Raw genomic sequence first — 23,521 nt, forward strand, 5'->3', positions numbered from 1 at the left:
GCCGCAACCAGCGCGGGCCGGAAGGGATGCGGACTATGGCAGACATCAACGACTGGAAGGCAGCCGCCGACAAGGAGGTCAAGGGTAGGGACCTGACCTGGAACACGCCCGAGGGTATCGCGGTGAAGCCGCTCTACACCGCCGAGGACGTGACCGTCGATCCCGGCCTTCCCGGCTTCGCGCCGTTCACGCGCGGCGTGCGCGCCTCGATGTATGCCGGCCGCCCCTGGACCATTCGCCAGTACGCGGGTTTCTCCACTGCCGAGGAATCGAACGCTTTCTATCGCCGCAACCTTGCGGCGGGCCAGAAGGGCCTTTCGGTCGCCTTCGACCTTGCCACCCATCGCGGCTATGACAGCGACCATCCGCGCGTCGTGGGTGACGTCGGCAAGGCGGGCGTCGCCATCGATTCCGTCGAGGACATGAAGATCCTGTTCGACGGTATTCCGCTCGACAAGATGTCGGTCTCGATGACGATGAACGGCGCGGTGATCCCGATCCTGGCCTTCTTCATCGTTGCCGGCGAGGAGCAGGGCGTAGACCGCAAGCTGCTCGACGGGACCATCCAGAACGACATCCTCAAGGAGTTCATGGTCCGCAATACCTACATCTACCCGCCCGAGCCTTCGATGCGGATCATCTCGGACATCTTTGGCTACACCAGCCGCGAGATGCCGAAGTTCAACTCGATCTCGATTTCCGGCTATCACATGCAGGAAGCCGGTGCGACGCAGGTGCAGGAACTGGCCTTCACCATCGCCGACGGCGCGGAATACGTGAAGTACGGCGTGGCATCGGGCCTCGATATCGACAAGTTCGCGGGCCGCCTGTCGTTCTTCTTCGCCATCGGCATGAACTTCTTCATGGAAGTTGCCAAGCTGCGCGCCGCACGCGTGCTGTGGCACCGGGTCATGACGGAGCTTGGCGCCAAGGACGAACGGTCGAAGATGCTGCGCACCCACTGCCAGACTTCGGGTGTTTCGCTGCAGGAGCAGGACCCCTACAACAACGTCATTCGCACCACGATCGAGGCGATGGCCTCGATGCTGGGCGGCACCCAGTCGCTGCACACCAACGCGCTGGACGAGGCGATCGCGCTGCCGACCGACTTTTCGGCCCGCATCGCCCGCAACACGCAGATCATCATCCAGGAGGAGACCGGCATGTGCAATGTCGTCGATCCGCTGGGTGGCTCCTACTACATCGAATCGCTCACGAAGCAGCTGGTCGACCAGGCCTGGGAGATCATCGAGCGCGTGCAGGCCGAGGGCGGCATGGCCAAGGCTGTCGCCGCCGGCTGGCCCAAGGCGATGATCGAGACCGCTGCCGCGGCCCGTCAGGCCCGCGTGGACCGGGGCGACGACGTGATCGTCGGCGTCAACAAGTACCGCCTTGCCAGCGAAGACCTGCTGGAAACGCTGGAAGTGGACAACGCCAAGGTCCGCGAAGGCCAGATCGCCCGCATCGAGAAGATGAAGGCGGATCGCGACGAGGCGGCGTGCCAGGCCGCTCTCAAGGCCCTTCGCGAAGGTGCGGCGGGCGAATCGAGCATCGAGAACAACCTGCTCGCGCTGGCGGTGGAATGCGCCCGTGCGCGCGCCACGCTGGGCGAGATCAGTTCGGCCATGGAAGACAGCTTCCAGCGTTATGGTACGCAGCCGACCCCGGTGAAGGGTGTTTACGGCGCGCCTTACGAGGGCGACAGCCGCTGGCAGCAGGTGCTGGACGGCGTGGCCGCGGTGGAACGCCGCCTCGGCCGCAAGCCGAAGCTGCTGGTCGCCAAGATGGGGCAGGACGGCCACGATCGCGGCGCGAACGTGATCGCCTCGGCCTTCGGGGACATGGGCTTTGACGTGGTGTCCGGTCCGCTGTTCCAGACTCCGCAGGAAACCGTGGTGCTGGCGCTGGAAAGCGACGTGGACGTGGTGGGTGCATCGTCGCTGGCGGCGGGCCACAAGACGCTGATTCCCGAACTGATCCAGAAGCTGCGCGAAGCCGGGCGAGGGGACGTCAAGGTGATCGCAGGCGGCGTCATCCCGCCGCAGGACTACGAATATCTGCGCGGTGCAGGCGTTCAGGGCATCTACGGCCCCGGCTCCAACGTGGTGGAATGCGCGGCCGACGTGCTGCGCCTGCTCGGCCACAACATGCCGCCGGTGGGCGACGCGCTGGCCACGGCCGAGTGATGATTGCCGTGCGGGGGAACACGGGAAACTGGCACGAGACGCCGCTCCGCTCTATGCGGGCGGCATCGACTGGACTCCGGCTCCGTGCCGCGCGTCCGAACGTAACAGGAAGATTTTGATGACCGACCCCCGTTTTGAACCGCGCAACGACTGGACCCGCGAAGAGATCGCCGAACTCTTCGACCTGCCGTTCACCGAACTGGTGTTCCGCGCGGCCGAGGTTCACCGGGCCAATCACCGGGCAAACGAAGTGCAGCTTTCCACGCTGCTTTCGATCAAGACCGGCGGCTGCGTGGAGGACTGCGGCTATTGCTCGCAGTCGGTTTCGGCGAACAGCGGCGTCAAGGCAACGAAGCTGATGGAAGTGCAGCAGGTGCTCCAGCGCGCGGCGCAGGCGGCGGACCAGGGCTCCACCCGCTTCTGCATGGGCGCCGCCTGGCGCAACCCCAAGGACCGCGACATGCCCGCCATCATCGAGATGGTGAAGGGCGTGCGCGCGCTCGGGCTCGAAACCTGCATGACGCTGGGCATGCTGACGCCCGATCAGGCGGACATGCTCTCGGACGCGGGTCTCGATTACTACAACCACAACATCGACACCTCACCCGAGCGTTACGATCAGGTGATCACCACGCGCACCATGGACGACCGGCTCGACACGCTGTCGAACGTGCGCATGGCGGGCATCAACGTCTGCTCCGGCGGCATCGTCGGCATGGGCGAGACGCGCGCCGATCGCGTGGGCTTCGTCCACACGCTGGCGACGCTGCCCGATCACCCGCAGTCGGTTCCGGTCAACGCGCTGGTGCCGGTAAAGGGCACGGTGCTGGGCGACATGCTGGCCGATACCCCGCTCGCCAAGATCGACGACGTGGAATTCGTGCGCACCGTGGCGGTCGCGCGCATCACCATGCCGCTGTCGATGGTGCGCCTCTCGGCGGGCCGCGAATCGATGTCCGAAATGACGCAGGCGATGTGCTTCATGGCCGGCGCCAACTCGATCTTCACCGGCGACCAGCTGCTCACCGCGCCGAATGCCGGTGACGACAGCGACATGGCCATGTTCGCCCGCCTCGGCATCAAGCCGATGGCCATCGAACTGACCGAGGCTCAGGTCGAAGCCCAGCGCATGCCCAAGGGCTGCGCCAAGCTGGAAGCGGCTGAGTGATCCGCGCGTGATCCTGCCGATCCTTCTCCTGGCCTCGGAGCCCGCGATCGATTGCGCCAATGCGATGACGCAGACGGACATGAACGTGTGTTCGTACCGCGACTTCCAGTCGGCCGACCGGGCGATGAACGAGGCCTGGGGGAAGGCGGCAGCGGCGGCGAAGGCCGCCGACAGGCAGGGCCCCGGCGGAAATTTCAATCGGCTGCTCGATGCGCAGCGCAAGTGGCTCGCCTATCGCGATGCCCAGTGCCTCGCCGAAAACGGCCCGCGTGAGGAAAGCGGCACGATCTGGCCGCTCCAGCAGAACGGTTGCCTCAAGGAATTGACCGAGGCGCGCACAAAACAACTGCGCGCCGTTGTGGAAACGGGCGAGCGGTGACGTTCGGTCGGTGTGAGGGGCGGCGACCGGTGAGTTTTAGCGATTCCGGCACAAGCCTGAAACAGCATTTGGGCTGCATTGGCGGTGGCCTGCTTGGCAGCGCCTTTGTGGTGACGTTGCTGGGCGGGGCAGCAATGGGAGACTGCGGTCGCCCTGGCAGTGCGGAGTGCAAGAACGATGGGTTGATCAAGTTCCTCATGTTTCCGGGGAGCCTGATCGTTCTGATCTTGGTGGGACTTTTCGCCGCTTGGCGCATGACAAAAGACAGGGATTGAGATGTTCAAGAAAATCCTCATCGCAAACCGGGGCGAGATTGCCTGCCGCGTGATCAAGACCGCGCGCCGGATGGGCATCCAGACGGTGGCCGTCTATTCGGACGCCGATGCCCGCGCGCCTTTCGTGCAGATGGCCGATGAGGCCGTCCACATCGGCCCCGCGCCCGCCGCGCAGTCGTACCTGATTGCCGACAAGATCATCCAGGCCTGCAAGCAGACCGGCGCCGAAGCCGTCCATCCGGGCTATGGCTTCCTGTCCGAGCGTACCTCCTTCGCCGAGGCGCTGGCCGCAGAGGGCATCGAGTTCATCGGCCCTCCCGTCGGCGCGATCGCTGCGATGGGTGACAAGATCGAGTCCAAGAAGCTTGCCAAGCAGGCCGGCGTCAATGTGGTGCCCGGCTTCGTCGGTGAGATCGAGGATACCGAGCATGCCGTGCGCATCTCGAACGAGATCGGCTATCCGGTGATGATGAAGGCCAGCGCGGGCGGCGGCGGCAAGGGCATGCGCCTTGCCTATGACGAAAAGGACGTGCGCGAGGGCTTCGAGAGCGTGAAGCGCGAGGGCCTCAATTCCTTCGGCGACGACCGCGTCTTCATCGAGAAGTTCATCCTCAACCCGCGCCACATCGAGATCCAGATCCTCGGCGACAAGCACGGCAACATCCTCTACCTGAACGAGCGCGAATGCTCGATCCAGCGCCGCCACCAGAAGGTGGTGGAGGAAGCGCCGTCGCCCTTCGTCACCGAGAAGATGCGCAAGGCCATGGGCGAGCAGTGCGTCGCCCTGTCGCGTGCGGTGGGCTACTATTCGGCGGGCACCGTCGAACTGATCGTCTCGGGCGCGGACCCGACGGGCGAGAGCTTCTACTTCCTCGAAATGAACACCCGCCTTCAGGTGGAGCACCCGGTTACCGAGGCGATCACCGGCGTCGATCTGGTCGAGCAGATGATCCGCGTCGCCGCCGGCGAAAAGCTGGAGATGACGCAGGCGGACGTGAAGATCGACGGCTGGGCCATCGAAAACCGCGTCTACGCCGAAGATCCCTATCGCGGCTTCCTGCCGTCGACCGGCCGCCTCGTGCGCTATCAGCCGCCGGTTGACGGCTGGGACGACGACGGTTCCGCAAACGGCCGCCGCGGTATCGACGGCGTGCGTGTCGATGACGGCGTCTACGAAGGCGGCGAAGTCTCGATGTTCTACGACCCGATGATCGCCAAGCTGATCACCTGGGGCGAGACCCGCGACGAGGCGGCGGACAAGCAGGTCGCCGCGCTCGACCTGTTCGAGATCGAGGGCCTTGGCCACAACATCGATTTCGTTTCGGCCATCATGCAGCACCCGCGCTTCCGCTCGGGCGAACTGACCACCGGCTTCATCGCCGAGGAATATCCCGAAGGCTTCACCGGCGCGCCTGCGTCCGAGGAACTCCAGGGCAAGCTGGCCGCCGTTGCCGCGTTCGTCGCCACCGCCCGGGCCGACCGTGCGCGCCGGGTCGACGGGCAGCTCGCCTCGCGCCGTCTGGCACCGCCTTCGGAATGGACCGTCATCATCGACAAGGCGCCTTTCGAAGTCGTCATCGACGATGAGGACGTGACGGTGAACGGCATCTCGGTTGATCTCGCGATGGAATATACGCCGGGCGACCGCCTGATCGATGCCGAGATCGACGGCGAGGCTATCGGCATCCGCGTTGCGCCCACGCGCACGGGCTTGAAGATGACCACGCGCGGCTGCATCCACGATGTGCTGATCCTGCCGAGCCGGGTGGCTTCGCTGAACGAGCACATGATCGAAAAGATTCCGCCGGATCTTTCGAAGTACCTGATCTGCCCGATGCCGGGCCTGCTCGTCGCGCTCCATGTGGGCGAGGGCGACAAGGTGGAAGCGGGCCAGCCGCTGGCCGTGGTGGAAGCCATGAAGATGGAGAACATCCTGCGCGCCGAAAAGTCGGGCGTGGTGAAGGCGGTCAATGCCAAGGCGGGCGAAAGCCTTGCGGTGGACGCCGTGATCCTCGAAATGGAATAAATGCATCTGGACCACGACCCCGCCGCACCCGCGGCCGAGCAGATATCCTTCGACGACTTCCTGAAAGTGGACATCCGCGTTGGCACCATCGTCGCCGCGGAAGTCTACGAGGGCGCGCGCAAGCCAAGCTGCAAGCTGCGGATCGATTTCGGCCCCGGCATTGGCGAGCGCAGGAGCGTGGGGCAAGTCGCCGCGCTCTATGCGCCGGAGGACCTGGTCGGGCGGCAGGTGGCGGCGGTCGTGAACTTTCCCGCGCGGCAGATCGGCAAGGCGCTGTCCGAGGCATTGACGCTCGGCTTCGCGGACGAGGAAGGGCGCGTGGTCCTATTCGCACCGGACCAGCCGGTGCCCAATGGTTCGAGGTTGTTCTGATGACGGGTTTCGCCGCGCTTCTGGCCGAGGCGGAGGAAATCGAGGGCGGTTTCGCGTTCGATATCACTGATGACTGGCTTCAGGGCCGCACCGCTTACGGCGGGCTGACTTCGGCGCTGGCGCTGGCAGCGGCGCAGCGGGTCGATCCCGAATTGCCGCCGCTGCGTTCGGGCCAGTTCGCGATGATCGCGCCGCTGGCAGGCCGCGTGGAGGCGCGGGCGCGGATCGTGCGCAAGGGGCGCAACGCCACCTGGGTTGCGGCGGAACTGTCGAACGAGAAGGGCGTGGGTTTCAGCGCCAGCTTCGTGTTCATGCGCCAGATCGAAAGCGCTGCCGATATCGCCGGTTATCCGCTGCCGGAAGGCGTGAACCCGGTCGCGGATGCCAAACCGGTGCCGATGGACCATGCACCGCAGTTCCTGAAGCAGAACTTCGATGCGCGCTTTGCCCTGCCGAAATCGGCGCTGGGCGAAGCGGATCTGTGCTGGTGGGTGCGGCTCAGGGCGCGCGAAAATCTCGACCCGGCGCTTGAAGCGGTGCTCGTGGGGGATGCCTTGCCGACGGCGGTGCTGCCGCTGCTGGGCTTCCGCGTGCCGATCAGCTCGATGCACTGGCACGTCAACATGCTGGAGCCTGTGCCGACGACGGAGGATGGCTGGTGGCTGCTGCGCTCCACCAGCGAATTCGCGCGCGGCGGCGGGGCGAGCGAGCAAATCCTTCAGTGGAATGCAGCGGGCAGGCCGGTGATCGCGGGGATGCAGTCGGTCGCCGTGTTCGGCTGACGGGCTTTCCGCTTGGTCCCATAACGGCGCCCTTGCCTGAGCAGGGGCGCCGCTTTGCTATCAGGCGGGGCCGGGCTCACCGGCCAGCGTCTTGCCCAGTGCGATCTTGAACGCCGCGAAGGCGATCAGGCCCACGGCGGCCGAGGCGACGTGGATCAGCCAGAAAGACACGGTATCCATCGAGGAATACCAGCCGCCCACTTCGCCCACGACCTTGTTGGCGCCGAAGAACGCAAGGTAGTAGATGCCCACCACCGTCGCATTGAGCGCGCGCGGGGCAACCTTGGTGAACAGGGCCAGGCTGACCGGCATGATGTGCGCGAAACCGATCGAATTGAACAGGTGGAACATCACCGGCCAGAACAGGCCGATCTTGGCATCGCCAGCGGTTGCGGCGGCGATGACGAGGCACATGCCGCCCATGATGCTGAACACCGAGCCGATGATCATCTTGCCCAGTTCGTCGGGCTCGCGGCCTGTGCGGGTCGAGTACCACTTCCAGAACGCCGCGACGGCAACCAGCATGGAGAAGCTGAGGGTGGCGTCCACGGTGATCATCCAGCTCGTCGGCAGGGTATCGCCGAAGAAGGTCAGCTGGAACTTGTCGTCCGCCCAGACGAGGTAGGCGTTGAAGATTTCCTGATTGCTCATCATCGCGATGGCCAGCACCGGCACCAGCACGGCCAGTGCGCCGAGGCGGGGCCAGTCGGAACGGGCCAGGCGGATTTTTTGCGCCTTTTCCCCCTTCGGAGCGCGGTTATCGGCGGGAAGCCAGTGTCCGGCCCTCAGGTAGATGATCAGGCCCAGCACCATGACCACGCCGGCAGTACCGAAGCCGTAGTGCCAGCCCACTTTCTCGCCCAGGGTGCCGGCGATCAGCGGCGCGGCGATGACCGAAACGTTGATGGCGATGTAGAAGATCTGGAACGCCATGGCGCGGCGCAGGTCGCCGGGCTTGTAGAGTTCGCCGACCTGGCTGGCGATATTGCCCTTGAACAGGCCGACGCCCACGACCAGCGAGATCAGCGCGAAGAGGAACATGCCCTCGAACGCCATGAGGAAGTGGCCGAGCGACATGACCACGGCGCCAGCGATCAGGGTGGCCTTGCGACCGAGCCAGCGGTCGGCGACGATGCCGCCGAGAATGGGGGTCAGATAGACGAGCGAGGTATAGTCGCCGAAGATCGCCGATGCGAGCGGCTGCCCTTCAAGCCCGGCATAGTGCCAGCCGCGCAGCCACGACAGCCCCATGACCTTGCCGACGTTCTCCGGCAGCAGCAGGTACTTGACCATGTAGAGCACGAGCAGCGTCTGCATGGAGTAGTAGGAGAATCGCTCGCAACCCTCGACGAAGGAGAGGTAGCCGAGGCCCTTGGGGTGGCCCAGGAAGGCGCGGTCGTCTCGCTCGATCTCCTCGGGGAAGTCGAGCTCGGGAGTGGCTTCTGAAAGTGTCATGGCGGTCTGGTGCGGCCCGGTACTTTTGTTGTCCAAGCGCGCACCATAGTGGCGCGTCATTGTAATGTCACGCACGAGCCCCGTCTATGAGAGCTAAGTGCGATGCAGGGGTGCCGGTTACGGCTCTCGCCTTCTCTGTACCCTTTAGGTGTCGTTCAATACCGGGGCCGCCAAGTGCCTGAAAGCAGGCGGTTCAGGGCTGGCGGGTCAGTTCCTCGTCAAGGAATGCGGCGACGTCTTCGAGCGAAACCTGCTTGTCCAGATAGGTCTGTCCGATGCCCTTGAGCAGCAGGAACGGCAGGGTTCCGGCGTCCATCTTCTTGTCGTGGAGCATGTGACCGACCAGTTTCCCGCCATCGCAATCGAGGCTCAGTTCTGGAAGGCTGGAGGGCAGGCCGATCTCGCGGATATGGTTTGCGATATGCTCGGCGCTGGCCCGGGGCAGCAGTTCGCGGCGGGCCGAATAGCGGGCCGCCAGCACCATGCCGAGCGCGACCGCCTCGCCGTGAAGCAGCCGGGAGGAGAAGCCGGTTTCCGCTTCCAGCGCATGGCCGAAAGTGTGGCCAAGGTTGAGAAGTGCGCGCTTTCCCGTGGTTTCGAACTCATCCTCGGCAACGATCCGCGCCTTGCTCGCCACGGAATGCGCCACGGCATATTCGCGAAGCTGGCTGTCTCCGGCGATCATCGCACCGCCATTGGCATCGCACCAGGCGAAGAAGTCGGCATCGTCGATCAGGCCGTATTTCACCACTTCGGCATAACCGGCCCGAAGCTCGCGTTCCGGCAGCGTTTCGAGGGCGGAAAGGTCGGCCAGCACCAGCGAGGGCTGATGGAACGCGCCGACGAGGTTCTTGCCCGCCGGCGTATTGATCGCGGTCTTGCCGCCGACGCTCGAATCGACCTGGGCGAGCAGGGTGGTGGGAACCTGGATGAACTTGCAGCCGCGCTTGAGAACCGAGGCGCAGAAGCCCGTAAGGTCGCCGATCACCCCGCCGCCCAGCGCGATGATATGGTCGCCGCGCTCCACTTCGAGCGACAGGAGCCAGTTGACGGTCGCCGCCAGTTCTTCCCAGGATTTGGTCGCCTCACCGGCAGGCAGGATGCGCCAGTGCGGCTCGTGGCCGCTTTCGCGCAGGCTTGCCTCGACAACCTGGCCCCAGGCCGCATGGACGTTGATGTCCGTGATGATCGGCACGCCGCGCTTTCGCAGGCGCCCGCGGCACTGCGGCACGAGTTCCGCGAGCAGACCGGCTCCGACCCGGACTTCGTAGGGACGACCGGCGATATCGACGGGGATTACAGCCATTGCGAAATTCCCTGAAGGACCTTGTTGATGGTCTGAACGTGAGGCCCGCTGTTGCTGATCACATGGATCGGTGCCTGCGAATAGTGCGGCCTGCGGTCTTCGCGCAGCCGGGCGAGTATGTCGCGCGGATCTCCGCCGCGCAGGAGCGGACGGTGATCCTTGCGCGCGGTGCGTTCGACAAGGGTGTCCACCTCGCTGTCGAGCCAGACGGTGATCGCCTTGTCGAGGATCAGCGCCCGCGTCGTCTCGTTGCAGAACGCGCCGCCGCCGGTGGCGATCACGCAGCGTTCCACGCCGGATTCGATGAGGCGGGAGATCACCCGGCGTTCGCCGTCGCGGAAGTAATCCTCGCCGTAAGTCTCGAAAATCTCGGGGATCGTCATCTGCGCCGAGCGCTCAATCTCATCGTCGGCGTCGACGAAGGCGCAGTCGAGCAGCGTGGCAAGGCGCTTGCCGACGCTGGACTTGCCCACGCCCATCATTCCGACCAGCACGATGGGGCGATCGATGCGCCGCGCGAGTGCGGCAATTTCCTGTGCGGAAAACCGGGTTTGTTGAACGTCCATTGCTCCATCGCCTATAGTTGCGCTAGGTCGCAGCGCAAGCATCGGTGAAGGAAGGCGAGTGACGATACAAAAACGCAGGCGCAGGTTTTCAGGCGTGGCTGCCGTTTCCATCGTCGTACTGGCGGTCGTTCTGGGTGTCTGGGCGTGGATGGATGGCGGTCGTTCGCCGGTCCGCGATATCGTCCAGCCGGTGCCGGTTCCGGAGCTGCCGCGATGAAGCCTCGCAAGGGAACATACATGAGGACCTGGCACTTGCTGGCCGGCGCTTCGCTCGCCGTGACGTCCGCGTGGGCGATGGCGCAGGATGCCCCGGAATCGCTGCTGCCCAAAATGTTCTCAGAGCCAGCGCCCACGCAGGCGCCCGCTACGCCGCCACCTGCGAATCGCCCTGCCACGGCCACTCCGGCCACGGCGCCTCGTTCGGTGTCGACCCCCGTGGTCCAGCCGTTGCCTGCGCAGGTGCCGCCATTTGCCACGGATTCCTTCGTTACCACTGACGTGAACGGCAAGAGCACGCTGTCACGCCTGCCGAGCCTCGAAGAACTGGAGCGCATGTCGCCCGAGGATTTCGAAGCCCTGCTGGGGGACAAGCTCGACCTCGACATGCCTTCGGGCGCGCGCCGCTCGATGGAGCGGATCGGCCTTATCGACGAGAGCGAGGGCGGGATGCCGGAGGCGTCGCTCGCCGGGCAGAATCCCTATCTGGTCCAGTCCGCGATCGCGGCAAACCGGGGCGCGGTGTTTTCGCGATGGGGCCATATCCTGCTACGCCGTGCGCTTGCCTCGCGTCTCGAGACTCCGGCGGGAATGAGCCCGCAGCAGTTCCTGGCCCTGCGGGTCGGCCTGCTGCTCCGCATGGGTGAAACCGATGCCGCCCGCGCGTTGCTGCAAGGTATCGACATATCGAACTTCACGCCCGAGATCGGAAACGAGGCGTTCGACGTCTATCAGCGTTCCGCCGATTTCACGGGCATGTGCCCGGTGATGTCGATCCAGGGTTCGCTGCGGGACGATCCTGAATGGAACGCAGCCCAGGCGATCTGCGAGGCCTTCCGGGGCGGCGGTGCCTCGGCGATCTCGAAGCTTGAACGCGCGCGTGTCAGCGGCAAGCTGGAGCGCATCGATTCGCTGCTGGCGCAGAAATACGCCGGCGCGGCAGGGCGTTCGCGCAAGGCCGTTACGATCGAGTGGAACAACGTCGATACGATGACGCCCTGGCGCTATGGCCTTGCCATTGGCGTGGGCCTGACCCCGCCGGAAAGCGCGATGTCCGGCGCCGGACCGATGTATGCCTATGCCACGGCGCTGGCCCCGATGGTCGGGCTGGAACGGCGCGCGGTCGCGGCAGACCGGGCGGGCGGGGCAGGCGTGCTCTCGAATGCGGCGATGGTCGATCTCTACGCCCAGATCTACGCGGATGGGGATGTTACCGGCGAATGGCAGAAGCGGGCGGAAAGCCTGCGCGATGCCTATACGCTGGACGCTCCCGCAGCGCGGTTCTCGGCAATGCAGAGCTTGTGGAACGGCGCCGGCGGGGGCGATGCGGCCTATTCGCGGCAGGTGCTGACGGCCGCCGCCGCCGCCCGCATCGCGCCGAGCAAGGACATGGAAGCGGATGCCTCGGCGCTGATCGCCTCGATGCTGGCAGCCGGTTACGATACCAATGCGCTGGCGTGGTCTTCGATCGTTGCGTCCGGCAGCGAGGGCTGGGGGCTGCTGACACTGGCGGCGCCGGGCCGGATACGCTCCGTGGATTCGGGGGCGATCAGCACGTATTTCGATGCCGACGAAAGCCGGAACAAGCGAAAGAGCGCCTTCCTCGTCGCGGGGCTTGCCGGTCTGGAACGCGTAGATCAGGGCGTGGCCTCACGCTACTCGGGCGAATGGGGCCTGCAACTCGACAGCACGACCCTGTTCACGGCTGCGATCGACAAGGCGGCTGCAGCCGGTGATCCGGCCAGTGTGGCGCTATTGGCCGGTCTCGGCATGCAAGGGGCCAACTGGCAGCGCATGACCCCGCGCTATCTCTATCACATCGTTTCGGCGCTGCGCACGGTCGGGCTTGACGCAGAGGCGCGGATGATCGCTGCGGAAGCCGTGGCACGGGCCTGACGCGGCATGGTCGGCGAAGGTCACGCCGAGCGTTTTCTGGCCATGCTGGCGGCCGAACGCGGAGCGGCGGCCAATACGCTGGCCGCCTATCGCCGCGACCTCGTGGCAGCGGCTGAGGCGCTCGGCGATATCGAGACGGCCGATGGCGATGCTCTGGCCAGGCTCGGAGATGCGTGGAGCGGCCTTGCCGCGTCGAGCCTTGCGCGGCGCTGCTCCGCGCTGCGGCAGTTCTACGGCTTCTTGGTGGACGAGGGGGTGCGGGGCGACGATCCCTCGGGTTCCCTGCCGCGTCCGCGCACCCGCCGTCCCTTGCCGCGCCTGCTTTCTCACGAGGAAGTCGAACGGTTTCTGGCCACGGCCGAAGCGGAGGCACGGGGCGGACGGTCGGATGCGGTCCGGCTGCTGGCCTTGCTGGAACTGCTCTACGGATCGGGGCTGCGCGCAACCGAACTGGTCTCCCTGCCGCTCGCGGCGGTGCCCCGCGATGCGCCGTTTCTCCATGTTACCGGCAAGGGCGGGCAACAGCGCATGGTGCCGGTGAGCGGGCGCGCAAGGTCGGTGCTGACCCAGTGGCTGGCGGTGCGGCGCGGAAATTCGAAGTTCCTGTTCCCTTCGAGCGGAGAGAGCGGGCATCTGACAAGGGTGCGCCTGTTCCAGCTGCTGCGCGCACTGGCCGCGAGGGCGGATATCGATCCCACGCGCGTCTCGCCGCATGTCCTGCGCCATGCCTTCGCGACGCATCTGCTGGAAGGCGGCGCGGACCTGCGCGTCCTCCAGATGTTGCTGGGACACGCCGACATCGCGACGACGCAGATCTACACGCATGTCGACAGTGCGCGGCTGGTCGCACTGGTGAATGCCCGCCACCCCCTCGCGCGGGGGTGAAAAGAGCGGGAACAACCACTTGCGCTTGCCGTTGCCTGACGGGAAGAAGACGCAGATCAAGATAGCCGGAGGGGAAGGGGCCATGTTCGCAGTTCATTCAGTCAGGAGCCGGTCGGTAATGGCGGTTACTGCCGCCGCCATGTCGTTCCTTCCGACCGCCACCGGCATGGCGTCGGCCGCCGCGGCCTATCCCGCGACAGTCAGTGCGATCAGCCGCGCCGACAAGGCGGAAGGCGCCAAGGCCCATCCCGACCTGCTCGCCGAATTCGGCGGCTCGGTGACGGGGCCGCAGGCCGCCTATGTCGAGCAGGTGGGCAAGACCATCGCCGTGCAGTCCGGTCTGTCCAACGCGCGCGGCGATTTCACCGTGACGCTGCTGAATTCGCCGGTGAACAACGCCTTCGCCATCCCCGGTGGCTACATCTACGTCACCCGGCAGCTTACCGCACTCATGAACAACGAGGCGGAACTGGCGGGCGTGCTGGGTCATGAGGTCGGCCACGTGGCGGCGCGACATTCGGCCAAGCGGCAGCAAGCGGCATCGCGCAACCAGTTGCTGGGCGTGCTCGGCTCGGTTCTCTCCGGGGTTCTGCTGGGCGACAATGCGTTCGGGCGGCTGGGCCAGCAGATCGCTTCGCAAGGTTCGCAGATGCTGACGCTTAAATACTCGCGCTCCCAGGAACTGGAAGCCGACCGTCTCGGCATTACCTATCTCAAGCGCGCCGGATACGATCCGCGTGCGATGAGTACCGTGCTCGACAGCCTGGCGCGCCAGAATGCGCTTGAGGCGCAATTGCGCGGCTCGGCGAATCAGGTACCGCAATGGGCTTCCACGCACCCGGACCCTGCCTCTCGCGTGCGGGACGCGCTTGCGCAGGCGGGGAGCGGCGCATCGGGAATGACGAATCGCGACGTATTCCTCACCCGAATCGACGGGCTGGTCTACGGAGACGATCCCAAGCAGGGCATGATCGACGGGAATCGCTTCACGCATCCGGAACTGCGGCTGGCCTTCGAGGCACCTAACGGCTTCTATCTCGTCAACGGAACCCAGGCCGTGTCGATCAATGGGGAATCGGGCAAGGCGCAGTTTTCCGGCGGGCAGATGGGGACCGGGCTCGACGCCTACATCCAGTCGGTGTTTTCCAGCCTGACCGAATCGGGGCAGGCGCGAATCGTGCCTTCCAGCATCGAGCGGGCGAATGTGAACGGTCTTTCGGCTGCTTACGGCGTGGCGAGGGTTCAGGCATCGAGCGGGCCGGTGGACGTGACGGTCTTCGCTTATGATTTTGGAGGCGGAAAAGCCTATCACTTCGTGACGATCACCCGTGTGGGCGGTGCCGGGGCGTTCAATGGGATGTTCAAGAGCATGCGCCGGATTTCAGTTGCCGAAGCCGGGCAGGTCCGTCCGCGCCGTCTCTCCGTGCTGACTGTAAAGGCGGGCGACACCGTGCAATCGCTGGCCGGCCGGATGGCTTACACGGATGCCGCGCTGGATCGGTTCCTGGTGCTCAACGGCATGCAGGCCGGAACGCGCCTGGTTCCGGGGCAAAAGGTCAAGATAGTGACTTACTGAGTTCGCCTTCGTACGAACCGCAAACGAAAGGGGCGGCGGGTTTCCCCGCCGCCCCGATCTGTTTTCGCTTGTCGCGGCCGGGCTTAGTCGGCGTTCGCGTTCTCAAGCGTGGTCGAGGTCTTTTCGAAGGTCGACTTGAGCTGCGAGCCCATGCCCTGCATCGCGGCGATCGCGGCAACGGCAATGAGGGCGGCGATCAGGCCGTATTCGATGGCGGTGGCGCCCTGTTCGTTGCGGCGCAGCTTGGCGAGGAACTTCATGTGGTGTCTCCTGAATGAAAGCAGTCTTGTGTACCCGGTCCGCCCCGCCAGGCACTCGCTTCGGCGCTTTGGACAGGCTTAGGAATGCCCCACAAGTGTTGAAAAAAACTTAAACCGGAAACGTTTTCACTGACCCGATGTGGCTGCGGCCGACTTTTCAGCGATATTGTCCCAAATGCCAACGGTCTCGGTGGCGACGCCATCCAGAGCAACGATCATGACGAGGACGATCATCGCAAGAATCAAGGCGTATTCAACGGCAGTGGCGCCGGACTTGTCTTTGATGAGTCTGATTATGACTGAATCAATAGTCATGAATACCTGCACCTGACCTGAGTATTTCATAAAATAGCATTTTAGCGTTAAAGAGTTCCTAAAGGAGGGCGTTAAACTGGAAAATTCCTTTACACCCCTGTTGGTTGTCGCCGTGGCGCTGGTGCGCGGGGATGGGCAGGTCCTGATGCAGCAAAGGCCCTACACGTCGATGCACGGCGGGCTTTGGGAGTTCCCCGGCGGCAAGGTCGATCCGGGCGAAACGCCGGAGCAGGCCGCTGCGCGGGAACTGGAAGAGGAACTGGGCCTATTGGTCGATCCGGCTTCCCTGATGCCTGTAGGCTTCGCCAGTGGGCCGGGTGCCGCCGGAAAGGATGGCCGGGCAGGACGGGCCATTGTCATTCTTCTATATGCATGCCGTGAATGGGGCCGCGAACCGCGCGCGATCGAGGCGGAAGCGCTCGGATGGTATGGCCCGGATGCGATCGCCGATCTCTCGATGCCGCCGCTCGATTATCCCCTCGCGAAAAAGTTATCCATATTCCTGCGCCAGAAGGCAATATAGGCGTTGACGGCAGAGCGAACCGCTCCTATTGGCGCCTCTCCAACGCGCCCGTAGCTCAGCTGGATAGAGCATCAGACTACGAATCTGAGGGTCGGACGTTCGAATCGTTCCGGGCGCACCATTCTCCTTCGGGGGTGTGGGCATTGGTTGGAAAATGAAATTTTGCGCCCGTAGCTCAGCTGGATAGAGCATCAGACTACGAATCTGAGGGTCGGACGTTCGAATCGTTCCGGGCGCACCATTTCTCCTTCAAAGGCCTTTGGCCGATGGGGGTACAGACATAGATACTGCAATATGCGCCCGTAGCTCAGCTGGATAGAGCATCAGACTACGAATCTGAGGGTCGGACGTTCGAATCGTTCCGGGCGCACCATTGCAGCACACACGAAAAACCCCGCAGGGCTTTGGCTCGGGCGGGGTTTTTCGCGTCTGCCGCTCTGAGATTCGCGCTTCATGCGAACCGGTCCCGAAGAATGCGCTCCGGGCGCGTCAGGGCGAAAAAAGCCGGGAACACTGGCGTGTCCCCGGCTCCTTGTTTTGATCCGCGTCGAGGCGGAAGCGTTACTGGCCGGTGGGCGTCGCAGCCGCGCCTGCCGCACCCGAGGGTGCTGCCTGGGCATCGGCTCCGGGCTGACCGCCCGAGCTGGACTGAAGCTGCGAGTTGAAGGAAGCGGCCGTCATGCCCAGCGCCAGCGACTTGTCCGCGCCCAGGCCGAAGTAGGACTTCTTGAGCTGGGCCACGGAGCCGTTGCTGAGGTTGACGAACACGTCGTCGCCTTCCGCCTTGCTGATGGTGCCAAGGACGACGCCGTCGCTGCTCTTTACCGGGGCATCGGCAACGAAGGCGCTGGCAAGCTCGGCGCTGCTTTCGGCCTTGGCGCCGCTGACGGCGGCTTCGAGCTGCGCCTTGTTCATCCCTATCGTCAGGCCCTTTTCGCGCATGGCGAAGGAAGCGACCGGGAGGCCGGCGCGCGCAGTGCCGGTGTTGACGGTCACGACACCGCTCTGCACCGCTTCAACGGAGCCAACTTCGGTGCCGTCGGGGCCATAGACCTTGGCGCCCACCGTCGGTGCGACGGCGGTTGCGGCCGCGCCCTGCGCCATCACGGCGACCGGAGACAGGGTCGCTGCGGCGATCGCGGCGGCGATGAGAGTTTTCTTCATGGCGTACTCCTTCTCGATGCGGGAACCGACCCAACGGTCCCGGCTCGGCTTCTGCACAGTCGCAGCGCAGAAGCGTGAATGGTGGTCCGGAAAACACGACCCGGACGGTTGGTTTCGGCTTGAAGCCGAAAGTCCGTTCCGCGTGCATTTGTCACGTGGGAAGGAACGGACGAGAACGATGCATGTTGCATCCGCGAAACGGAATGGCGGCTGAACTGTGCCGGATCAACCGCTCAGTTGACGTATTTTCGCGGCGAAATGGCGGAAATCCGCCATACGGAGATTCCCGGGGCGACAGGCTGTGCCATCTGTCGGACAAATGGGGCAGGGAACATCCTGTGGGCTGGATGCTTGATCGCGAATGGTGGGTGGTTCAGCAAGGCAAGCGATGGATCGGGATTCTGAAAACGGAGGCGAGGGCGATGGCCCTGCGTCGCCGACGGTCTGGCGTTATGCCATGGCGAAGCGCGCTTACGTCGTTATCGACGCGGCGGACTATTTCGAATTGATGCGCGGGGTGATGGAGGAGGCACGCCAGCGCATCTTCATGATCGGCTGGGACTTCGATTCGCGCATATTGCTCTCTTCGGGAAGGCGATGGTGGCAGCGAGGGCGGCACGAGAAGTTTCCGGCGCGGCTCGGCTCGTTCATCATCTGGCTGGTGAAGAGCAATCCTCGTCTGGAAATCCTGCTCCTGAAGTGGAATTTCTCGCTGGTGAAGTCGCTGTTTCGCGGCACCATGATCATCGACCTGATCCGCTGGGCCTTGCGCGATCGAATCGATTTCAAGTTCGACGGTGCCCATCCCATCGGATGCAGCCATCACCAGAAGATCGTGGTGGTGGACGATGTTTTCGCGGCCTGCGGCGGGATCGACATGACGTCCGACCGCTGGGACACGCCCGAGCACTTGCCCAGGGACAAGCGGCGGCGGAAGCCGACCGGCAAGCTCTATGGCCCCTGGCACGACGTTACCATGGTGATGGAAGGCGAGGTGGCAGGCGCGTTGGGCGATCTGGGGCGGGAACGCTGGAAGGTGGCGGGCGGCGCCGAACTGGTGCCTTGCGCGCCGCAGGATTTCAGCCCGTGGCCCGAGGAACTGCGCGCCGAATTCGAGAACGTGGAGATCGGTATCGCCCGCACCCGCGCCGAATATGGCGATTGCCCGCAAGTGAGCGAGATCGAGGCGCTGTTCGTGGAGCAGATCCGCCGGGCGAAGCGCTTCGTTTATGCCGAGACCCAGTACTTCGCATCGCGCGCCATTGCCGAGGCCATCTGCGAGCGGCTTCTGGAGGACGATCCGCCCGAGTTTCTCATCATCAATCCCTGCACCGCCGACGGCTGGCTGGAGCAGATCGCGATGGATACCGCGCGCGTCGAACTCGTCCGCACGCTGCGCAATGCCGATCATGCCGGGCGGTTCCGCATATTCTATCCGGTCGCCTCCGACGGCACGCCCATATACGTTCATGCCAAGCTGATGATCGTCGACGACGAGATACTGCGGGTGGGTTCCGCGAACATGAACAACCGCTCGATGGGCCTCGATTCGGAATGCGACGTATTCATCGATGCCGCGCGGCCCGCCAATGCCCATGTGTCTTCCGCCATCACGGGCCTGCGCCATCGCCTGCTCTCCGAGCATTGCGGTGTGACCGAGGAGACCATCGCCGAGGCGCTCGATCGCCACGGTTCGATGGCGGCCATGATCGAAAGCCTTGTGCCCTTGGGCAAACATCTGGAACCCTTGCCCTTGAAACATCTCACCGAAGCTGAAAGAGCGCTCGGTGAAAGTGCTCTGCTCGACCCGGAACGTCCCGGGGAGATGTTCGAGCCGATCGAGCGGCGCGGTCTCTTCCGCCGCAAGGGGCAGCTCATGCGGCTGCACCTTATGGATAGATTGCGAAGGAGTAAGAAGGGATGAGCAGCCTCGACGGTCCCGACGAGGACAACCCGCTGGGCAAGCCCGCCGTCCCCGAGCACGTGCAGCAGGCGATCCGCACCCTCATCGAATGGGCGGGCGACGATCCCTCGCGCGAAGGCCTGCTGGACACGCCGAAGCGCGTGGCACGCGCCTGGCGGGAATATTGCCAGGGCTATGGAGAAGACCCGGCAGTTCACCTCAGCCGTGTGTTCGAGGAAGTGGGCGGCTATGACGAAGTCGTGCTGCTGAAGGATATTCCGTTCCAGTCGCACTGCGAACACCACATGGCGCCCATCATCGGCAAGGCGGCGATCGCGTATCTGCCCAAGGATCATGTCGTGGGCATCTCGAAGCTCGCCCGCGTGCTTCACGGATTCGCGCGGCGTCTCCAGATTCAGGAGCGGCTCACCGCCGAAGTGGCGCAGTGCATCTGGGAGCACCTCAAGCCCCAGGGCGTCGCCGTCGTGATCGAGGCCAGCCATGCCTGCATGACTGCGCGGGGCGTGCGCACGCCAGGCGTGAGCATGATCACCAGCCGCATGATGGGGACATTCCTCGACGATGAGCGCAGCCGCAAGGAAGTGCTCAGCCTGATGGGCTACTGATCGCGGAAACCATCCCCAATCCGGGAAACCGGCGCGCTTATCCCCGCTTCCGCAGGCAAGGGGCTTGAAACCATCCCTGGCCTGCGGCGAAGGAAGCGGCTTGCCATGCGGCGGGGGATAAGGTGAGCGGTCGGATCGAAAGCATCGAAGGGCGGAGCAAGGTCCGCCTGCAGCATGGGATGATCGCGCTCGTCCCGGCTGCCATGCTGCTCGTCCTGCTGCTGCGCAGCGTCTGGGATGTGGACATCTTCTGGCAGCTCAAGCTGGGCGAGATCATCCTCGATCATGGCGGCCCGATCGCGCGGGAGCCCTTCGCCGCGCTCCATCTGGGCGAGCCGCTTCCAGCGGTCGGCTGGCTGGCGCAGGCGAGCATGGCTCTCGTCAGGTCTCTGGGCGGCTGGGACGCGCTTCGTGCTTTCGATGCGCTCTGTTGGCTTGGCGGGTTCTGGGCCGTTGCCGCCGCATGTCGCAGCCGAGGGGCAGCCGCTCATGCTGTTGCGCTGGCGCTGGTCCTTGCATTCCTGGCCGCGCTTCCCACGGCCAGCATTCGCCCGCAAAGCTTCGCCGCGCTGGGCTTTGGGCTATTGCTCGCAATGCTGCGGCTTCGGCCGAAGCCGCTGGTGATGATCGGGCTGGGGCTGCCGTTGCTGGTGCTCTGGCAGAACTTTCACCCTTCGGTGAGCGTCGGCGTGCTGGCGCTTGGCGTTCACACCGCCGTTGACGCACTGGCCCGGCTGCGCGGCCGGACCCGGCGTATCCCGATTGCTTCGGCCATCCTCACCGTGGCGGCGATCGCCTCGATGTTCGCGACACCCGATGGTTTCTCGATTCTGGCGATATCGGCGACCAATGCCGAGATGAGCCTTGCCATCGGTGCGAGCGAATGGCGCCCGCTATGGATATCGGCGAACTGGGAGAACGCGATTCCGGTTCTCCTGACCTTGCTGGTGACCTGTTGGCTATTGCTGCGCCAGAAAGAACGCCGCTTCGACTGGAGCGAACTGCTGGTGGCGCTGGCGCTTCTTGTCATGACCGTGACGGCCTATCGTTTCGTGCTGTTCTGGGCGCTGGCGATGGTGCCGGTGATCGCCCGCGCGGCGACCGCGACAGGAACGGCATCGCCGGATGAGGTCCGGCCGGTTCCGCGCTGGCTGCCCGTTGCCGCCGTCCTGGCGGTGGTGCTGGTCGTCCCGTTTGCCGCTCCTACCCGGTTCGGTCCCAACCTGCCGCTGGAGGCGATCGCGCATCTCAAGAAGCAGGGCGTGCGCGGCACGGTCTATGCCGATTTTCCTTATGGTGGGCCTATCATCGATGCAGGCTGGCCGGCCTGGCGCGTTGCCTACGACGGCCGGTACTACCGCTACGGCCATGACGAGTGGCAATACAACGGCGGCATCGAGAACGGGTACGTTCCTCTGGTCGACGTCATTGCCAAATGGCATCCGGCCGCGTTTCTCATTCAGGAAGACCACAATGCGCCGCTCGCGCGTGAACTGGGCCGCTCGCCAAAATGGCGGCGGGTGTTCAGGGGGCAGGACGGAATGCAGGTCTATGTTCCGAAAAGGCGCTGACCGGGCCTGAAAGCGGCGCCGGGCAAGCCTGCGGGCTCACCCTCCCCGTGTGACGGGGATCAGGGCGCCGGTGATCGAGCGTCCTGCATCCGAGGCAAGGAATCCGATGACTTCGGCGATGGCCGAGGGCTGCACCCAGGTGGAGTAATCGGCGTCAGGCATGTCGGCACGATTGGCCGGGGTGTCGATGATGCTGGGCAGCACGGCATTCACGGTGACGCTGGTGCCCGCAAGTTCTTCCGCAAGAGCTTCGGTCAGGCGGTGGACGCCCGACTTGGAGGCGGCATAGGCGCCCATGCCCGCGCCGGCCTTGATGGCGGCCCCGGCGCCGATGTTGACGATGCGGCCGGCCTCTGACTTCCGCAGTTCGGGTAGTGCGAGCTGGGTGATGGTGGCGGCGGTTGTCAGGTTCATGGCCTGCATCTTCGCCCAGGCAGCGATCGATCCGCCTTCCAGCGTTTCCCAGGTGAAGCCGCCCGCGACGTTGACCAGCACGTCTATCCCGCCGTGCGCCGCAACGATCTGGGCCAGTGCTTCGCCGGTGGCGCCGGCGTCGGCCAGGTCCACGCCGCCGATATCCAGTGCGCCTGCGAGCGGCTCTCTGGCGGCAGGGGCGAAGTCGATGCGGGCGACCTTGTTGCCGGCCTGCGCGAATGCGGCGGCGACAGCGGCGCCAAGAATGCCGAAACCACCGGTGACGATAACCGAACGTGCCATGAAAACTCCTCGCTTTGTGGCGACGCTAAACGTCCCCCGGCAGCCGGGCAAGGCGATCAGGACAGGAGAGGGCAAGCCAACGCCCCGTCGATGGAATGGACGTGAAAAAAGGCGGCCCTCCCACAGGAAGGCCGCCTTTTTTCCGGTTTTCGCAGGGCGCTTAGAGCTGGCCGAGCATGTAGTCTGCCGAGCTGACCTCGAACGCACCCGGCGCCTCGACGTTGAGCTGTTCGACCACGCCGTCGTTGACGACCATCGAGAAGCGCTTGCCGCGATGGCCCATGCCGAAGCCGGTGCCATCCATGACGAGGTCGATCGCCTTCACGAAATCGCCGTTGCCGTCGGACAGCATGGTCACATCACTCGATCCCGAAGCCTTGCCCCACGCACCCATGACGAAAGCATCGTTGACGGCGGTGCAGGCGATTTCGTCGATGCCGCTGGCCTTCAGATCGGCCGCCTTGTCGACGAAGCCGGGCAGGTGCTTGGCGGAGCAGGTCGGGGTGAACGCGCCGGGGACCGAGAACAGCGCCACTTTCCGGCCTGCGAAGAAGTCGGCGCTCTGTACCGGTTCAGGGCCGCTCTCGGTGGCCTTGATGAGCTTTACGTCGGGCAGCTTGTCACCAACGGCGATGGTCATGGTGTGAATCCTTCTCATGCAAATGAACCGCAAGGACCGCAGATATAGACGCCGAATGCCTTCCGGCAATGAGGCTCGCAGGCCGGGGTGCCTGTTTAGGTGATGTTAACTACGTTATGGGAATTTTCCTAACGAGACGGGAGCCAATTCCCGCCAAGGAGGAGGAGCACCATCATGAGCACCTGCCTTGCGAAACGCCGGGTTCGAGCCGGATCGCTGATCGCTGCCGTCTGCGTTGCCACGTTGGGATTGGCACCGCCGGCCGCCGCCCTGCATGCTGACGCCAGCGCGGAACGCCTGCAACGCCTCGATGCGATGCTGAAAGTGACAGCCATGCGCTGTGAAAACACCGGCGACGATTTTCAGGCCGACTATCGGACATTCAGCCGCGTGCATCGTGGCGATCTCGATCTCGCCGCGCGCCGGGTCAGGGCTGATTACGTTCACCTTTATGGCGTGAAGAACGGTGTCCGGGCGCTGGACCGGCTGTATGGCGTCATGGTCAATCAGTATGGCGCGGGCCATCCATGGCTGAACTGTGCGCAGTTGCGCCAGGTGACTCAGGGCCTCGCCATCGCCGTCGGGAGAGACCCGCTGGTGGAAGCGGCAGGGCAACTTCTTCCCTACAGGCAGCCGGCATCCGCGTTCGCGGCGCACTAACGCTGTAAACAGCAATATCGAAAGCGGCGTGTTTCCAGGGCGATAGCTCTGGCA

The 23,521-nt window shown here is 64.6% G+C and carries 24 protein-coding genes and 3 tRNA genes; 19 read left to right on the plus strand and 8 right to left on the minus strand.

Features of this window, described 5'->3' with window-relative positions; genetic code table 11:
• Positions 1 to 35 precede the first annotated feature (35 nt).
• From scpA to ACXJ16_RS03165, 7 genes are all read left to right on the plus strand, one after another.
• Positions 36 to 2,186 carry a methylmalonyl-CoA mutase gene (gene scpA / locus ACXJ16_RS03135; protein ID WP_324695794.1) on the plus strand — a complete coding sequence of 717 codons (2,151 nt, stop codon included), beginning with the start codon at positions 36 to 38 and terminating at the stop codon, positions 2,184 to 2,186.
• Positions 2,187 to 2,304: 118 nt separating this feature from the next.
• The gene (gene bioB / locus ACXJ16_RS03140; protein WP_185997129.1) at positions 2,305 to 3,354 is read left to right on the plus strand and encodes a biotin synthase BioB; all 1,050 of its coding nucleotides are present in this window, start codon (positions 2,305 to 2,307) and stop codon (positions 3,352 to 3,354) included.
• A gap of 7 nt (positions 3,355 to 3,361) precedes the next feature.
• Positions 3,362 to 3,733, plus strand: coding sequence for a lysozyme inhibitor LprI family protein (locus ACXJ16_RS03145; protein ID WP_324695791.1), 372 nt, complete (start codon positions 3,362 to 3,364; stop codon positions 3,731 to 3,733).
• A gap of 29 nt (positions 3,734 to 3,762) precedes the next feature.
• Positions 3,763 to 4,008, plus strand: coding sequence for a hypothetical protein (locus ACXJ16_RS03150; RefSeq protein ID WP_185997130.1), 246 nt, complete (start codon positions 3,763 to 3,765; stop codon positions 4,006 to 4,008).
• Between the two features lies 1 nt (position 4,009).
• Positions 4,010 to 6,034 (plus strand): acetyl/propionyl/methylcrotonyl-CoA carboxylase subunit alpha, encoded by a 2,025-nt coding sequence (locus ACXJ16_RS03155; protein ID WP_324695789.1) that lies wholly within the window; start codon positions 4,010 to 4,012, stop codon positions 6,032 to 6,034.
• Positions 6,035 to 6,406, plus strand: a complete 372-nt coding sequence (locus ACXJ16_RS03160; protein WP_185997132.1) for a tRNA-binding protein — start codon at positions 6,035 to 6,037, stop codon at positions 6,404 to 6,406.
• Positions 6,406 to 7,188, plus strand: coding sequence for a thioesterase family protein (locus ACXJ16_RS03165; protein WP_463921244.1), 783 nt, complete (start codon positions 6,406 to 6,408; stop codon positions 7,186 to 7,188). The genes ACXJ16_RS03160 and ACXJ16_RS03165 overlap by 1 nt, the downstream gene beginning before the upstream one ends.
• Positions 7,189 to 7,248: 60 nt before the next feature.
• On the opposite strand, the gene ACXJ16_RS03170 is transcribed toward ACXJ16_RS03165, so the two are convergent.
• The 3 genes from ACXJ16_RS03170 to ACXJ16_RS03180 form a co-directional block, all read right to left on the minus strand.
• On the minus strand, positions 7,249 to 8,643 hold the full coding sequence (locus ACXJ16_RS03170; RefSeq protein ID WP_463921246.1) for a peptide MFS transporter: 1,395 nt from the start codon (positions 8,641 to 8,643) through the stop codon (positions 7,249 to 7,251).
• A 193-nt stretch (positions 8,644 to 8,836) separates the two neighbouring features.
• Complete coding sequence (gene aroB, locus ACXJ16_RS03175) at positions 8,837 to 9,949, minus strand: 3-dehydroquinate synthase (protein WP_324695782.1); 1,113 nt, start codon at positions 9,947 to 9,949, stop codon at positions 8,837 to 8,839.
• On the minus strand, positions 9,940 to 10,515 hold the full coding sequence (locus tag ACXJ16_RS03180; RefSeq protein WP_054440877.1) for a shikimate kinase: 576 nt from the start codon (positions 10,513 to 10,515) through the stop codon (positions 9,940 to 9,942). The genes aroB and ACXJ16_RS03180 overlap by 10 nt, the downstream gene beginning before the upstream one ends.
• Positions 10,516 to 10,609: 94 nt before the next feature.
• Between ACXJ16_RS03180 and ACXJ16_RS03185 the strand changes: the two genes are divergently transcribed.
• The 4 genes from ACXJ16_RS03185 (at position 10,610) to ACXJ16_RS03200 (ending at position 15,088) form a co-directional block, all read left to right on the plus strand.
• Entirely contained in the window at positions 10,610 to 10,732 is a 123-nt protein-coding gene (locus ACXJ16_RS03185) for a hypothetical protein (protein WP_255351691.1), read from the plus strand.
• Positions 10,733 to 10,752: 20 nt separating this feature from the next.
• On the plus strand, positions 10,753 to 12,627 hold the full coding sequence (locus ACXJ16_RS03190; RefSeq protein ID WP_463921249.1) for a hypothetical protein: 1,875 nt from the start codon (positions 10,753 to 10,755) through the stop codon (positions 12,625 to 12,627).
• Between the two features lie 6 nt (positions 12,628 to 12,633).
• Positions 12,634 to 13,512 (plus strand): tyrosine recombinase, encoded by an 879-nt coding sequence (locus ACXJ16_RS03195; RefSeq protein WP_324695776.1) that lies wholly within the window; start codon positions 12,634 to 12,636, stop codon positions 13,510 to 13,512.
• A 139-nt stretch (positions 13,513 to 13,651) separates the two neighbouring features.
• On the plus strand, positions 13,652 to 15,088 hold the full coding sequence (locus ACXJ16_RS03200; RefSeq protein ID WP_420719883.1) for a M48 family metalloprotease: 1,437 nt from the start codon (positions 13,652 to 13,654) through the stop codon (positions 15,086 to 15,088).
• Positions 15,089 to 15,171: 83 nt separating this feature from the next.
• Here ACXJ16_RS03200 and ACXJ16_RS03205 read toward each other — a convergent pair whose 3' ends face one another.
• Together ACXJ16_RS03205 and ACXJ16_RS03210 are read right to left on the minus strand one after the other, a co-directional pair.
• Complete coding sequence (locus tag ACXJ16_RS03205; RefSeq protein ID WP_054434193.1) at positions 15,172 to 15,348, minus strand: Flp family type IVb pilin; 177 nt, start codon at positions 15,346 to 15,348, stop codon at positions 15,172 to 15,174.
• A 126-nt stretch (positions 15,349 to 15,474) separates the two neighbouring features.
• Positions 15,475 to 15,663, minus strand: a complete 189-nt coding sequence (locus ACXJ16_RS03210) for a Flp family type IVb pilin (RefSeq protein WP_185997140.1) — start codon at positions 15,661 to 15,663, stop codon at positions 15,475 to 15,477.
• A 100-nt stretch (positions 15,664 to 15,763) separates the two neighbouring features.
• Here ACXJ16_RS03210 and ACXJ16_RS03215 point away from each other — a divergent pair, with 100 nt between their 5' ends.
• The 4 genes from ACXJ16_RS03215 (at position 15,764) to ACXJ16_RS03230 (ending at position 16,559) form a co-directional block, all read left to right on the plus strand.
• Complete coding sequence (locus tag ACXJ16_RS03215) at positions 15,764 to 16,186, plus strand: NUDIX domain-containing protein (protein ID WP_463921251.1); 423 nt, start codon at positions 15,764 to 15,766, stop codon at positions 16,184 to 16,186.
• Between the two features lie 44 nt (positions 16,187 to 16,230).
• A tRNA-Arg gene (locus ACXJ16_RS03220) sits at positions 16,231 to 16,307 on the plus strand.
• A gap of 43 nt (positions 16,308 to 16,350) precedes the next feature.
• Positions 16,351 to 16,427 (plus strand) — tRNA-Arg (locus ACXJ16_RS03225).
• Between the two features lie 55 nt (positions 16,428 to 16,482).
• Positions 16,483 to 16,559 (plus strand) — tRNA-Arg (locus tag ACXJ16_RS03230).
• A 188-nt stretch (positions 16,560 to 16,747) separates the two neighbouring features.
• Here ACXJ16_RS03230 and ACXJ16_RS03235 read toward each other — a convergent pair.
• Positions 16,748 to 17,350 carry a hypothetical protein gene (locus tag ACXJ16_RS03235; protein ID WP_185997141.1) on the minus strand — a complete coding sequence of 201 codons (603 nt, stop codon included), beginning with the start codon at positions 17,348 to 17,350 and terminating at the stop codon, positions 16,748 to 16,750.
• Between the two features lie 457 nt (positions 17,351 to 17,807).
• Between ACXJ16_RS03235 and ACXJ16_RS03240 the strand changes: the two genes are divergently transcribed.
• The 3 genes from ACXJ16_RS03240 to ACXJ16_RS03250 all read left to right on the plus strand — a co-directional run bounded on the left by ACXJ16_RS03240 (position 17,808) and on the right by ACXJ16_RS03250 (position 21,450).
• Positions 17,808 to 19,274: a phospholipase D-like domain-containing protein gene (locus ACXJ16_RS03240; protein ID WP_463921254.1), complete on the plus strand. Its 1,467-nt coding sequence runs from the start codon at positions 17,808 to 17,810 to the stop codon at positions 19,272 to 19,274.
• Positions 19,271 to 19,879, plus strand: a complete 609-nt coding sequence (gene folE / locus ACXJ16_RS03245) for a GTP cyclohydrolase I FolE (protein WP_054438811.1) — start codon at positions 19,271 to 19,273, stop codon at positions 19,877 to 19,879. The genes ACXJ16_RS03240 and folE overlap by 4 nt, the downstream gene beginning before the upstream one ends.
• Positions 19,880 to 20,001: 122 nt before the next feature.
• Positions 20,002 to 21,450 (plus strand): hypothetical protein, encoded by a 1,449-nt coding sequence (locus tag ACXJ16_RS03250; RefSeq protein ID WP_463921256.1) that lies wholly within the window; start codon positions 20,002 to 20,004, stop codon positions 21,448 to 21,450.
• 36 nt (positions 21,451 to 21,486) lie between these two features.
• Here the strand turns inward: ACXJ16_RS03250 and ACXJ16_RS03255 are convergent, their stop codons facing one another.
• Positions 21,487 to 22,167 carry an SDR family NAD(P)-dependent oxidoreductase gene (locus ACXJ16_RS03255; protein WP_324695765.1) on the minus strand — a complete coding sequence of 227 codons (681 nt, stop codon included), beginning with the start codon at positions 22,165 to 22,167 and terminating at the stop codon, positions 21,487 to 21,489.
• Between the two features lie 160 nt (positions 22,168 to 22,327).
• Positions 22,328 to 22,807 (minus strand): peroxiredoxin, encoded by a 480-nt coding sequence (locus ACXJ16_RS03260; RefSeq protein ID WP_185997144.1) that lies wholly within the window; start codon positions 22,805 to 22,807, stop codon positions 22,328 to 22,330.
• 174 nt (positions 22,808 to 22,981) lie between these two features.
• Here ACXJ16_RS03260 and ACXJ16_RS03265 point away from each other — a divergent pair, with 174 nt between their 5' ends.
• Positions 22,982 to 23,467, plus strand: a complete 486-nt coding sequence (locus ACXJ16_RS03265) for an S-adenosyl-L-homocysteine hydrolase (protein WP_324695762.1) — start codon at positions 22,982 to 22,984, stop codon at positions 23,465 to 23,467.
• Positions 23,468 to 23,521: the final 54 nt, after the last annotated feature.

The sequence above is a fragment of the Novosphingobium sp. TK71 genome, assembly GCF_055361505.1.

What these genes read in the sequence shown, in the direction of transcription:
- ACXJ16_RS03190 (WP_463921249.1), top strand. Translation starts at nt 10,753, where the DNA reads ATGAGGACCTGGCACTTGCTGGCCGGCGCTTCGCTCGCCGTGACGTCC.
- ACXJ16_RS03240 (WP_463921254.1), top strand. Translation starts at nt 17,808, where the DNA reads ATGGCGAAGCGCGCTTACGTCGTTATCGACGCGGCGGACTATTTCGAA.
- ACXJ16_RS03205 (WP_054434193.1), bottom strand. Translation starts at nt 15,348, where the DNA reads ATGAAGTTCCTCGCCAAGCTGCGCCGCAACGAACAGGGCGCCACCGCC.
- folE (WP_054438811.1), top strand. Translation starts at nt 19,271, where the DNA reads ATGAGCAGCCTCGACGGTCCCGACGAGGACAACCCGCTGGGCAAGCCC.
- ACXJ16_RS03255 (WP_324695765.1), bottom strand. Translation starts at nt 22,167, where the DNA reads ATGGCACGTTCGGTTATCGTCACCGGTGGTTTCGGCATTCTTGGCGCC.
- ACXJ16_RS03260 (WP_185997144.1), bottom strand. Translation starts at nt 22,807, where the DNA reads ATGACCATCGCCGTTGGTGACAAGCTGCCCGACGTAAAGCTCATCAAG.
- ACXJ16_RS03170 (WP_463921246.1), bottom strand. Translation starts at nt 8,643, where the DNA reads ATGACACTTTCAGAAGCCACTCCCGAGCTCGACTTCCCCGAGGAGATC.
- scpA (WP_324695794.1), top strand. Translation starts at nt 36, where the DNA reads ATGGCAGACATCAACGACTGGAAGGCAGCCGCCGACAAGGAGGTCAAG.
- ACXJ16_RS03160 (WP_185997132.1), top strand. Translation starts at nt 6,035, where the DNA reads ATGCATCTGGACCACGACCCCGCCGCACCCGCGGCCGAGCAGATATCC.
- ACXJ16_RS03155 (WP_324695789.1), top strand. Translation starts at nt 4,010, where the DNA reads ATGTTCAAGAAAATCCTCATCGCAAACCGGGGCGAGATTGCCTGCCGC.
- bioB (WP_185997129.1), top strand. Translation starts at nt 2,305, where the DNA reads ATGACCGACCCCCGTTTTGAACCGCGCAACGACTGGACCCGCGAAGAG.
- ACXJ16_RS03210 (WP_185997140.1), bottom strand. Translation starts at nt 15,663, where the DNA reads ATGACTATTGATTCAGTCATAATCAGACTCATCAAAGACAAGTCCGGC.
- ACXJ16_RS03200 (WP_420719883.1), top strand. Translation starts at nt 13,652, where the DNA reads ATGTCGTTCCTTCCGACCGCCACCGGCATGGCGTCGGCCGCCGCGGCC.
- ACXJ16_RS03265 (WP_324695762.1), top strand. Translation starts at nt 22,982, where the DNA reads ATGAGCACCTGCCTTGCGAAACGCCGGGTTCGAGCCGGATCGCTGATC.
- ACXJ16_RS03180 (WP_054440877.1), bottom strand. Translation starts at nt 10,515, where the DNA reads ATGGACGTTCAACAAACCCGGTTTTCCGCACAGGAAATTGCCGCACTC.
- ACXJ16_RS03195 (WP_324695776.1), top strand. Translation starts at nt 12,634, where the DNA reads ATGGTCGGCGAAGGTCACGCCGAGCGTTTTCTGGCCATGCTGGCGGCC.
- ACXJ16_RS03235 (WP_185997141.1), bottom strand. Translation starts at nt 17,350, where the DNA reads ATGAAGAAAACTCTCATCGCCGCCGCGATCGCCGCAGCGACCCTGTCT.
- ACXJ16_RS03165 (WP_463921244.1), top strand. Translation starts at nt 6,406, where the DNA reads ATGACGGGTTTCGCCGCGCTTCTGGCCGAGGCGGAGGAAATCGAGGGC.
- aroB (WP_324695782.1), bottom strand. Translation starts at nt 9,949, where the DNA reads ATGGCTGTAATCCCCGTCGATATCGCCGGTCGTCCCTACGAAGTCCGG.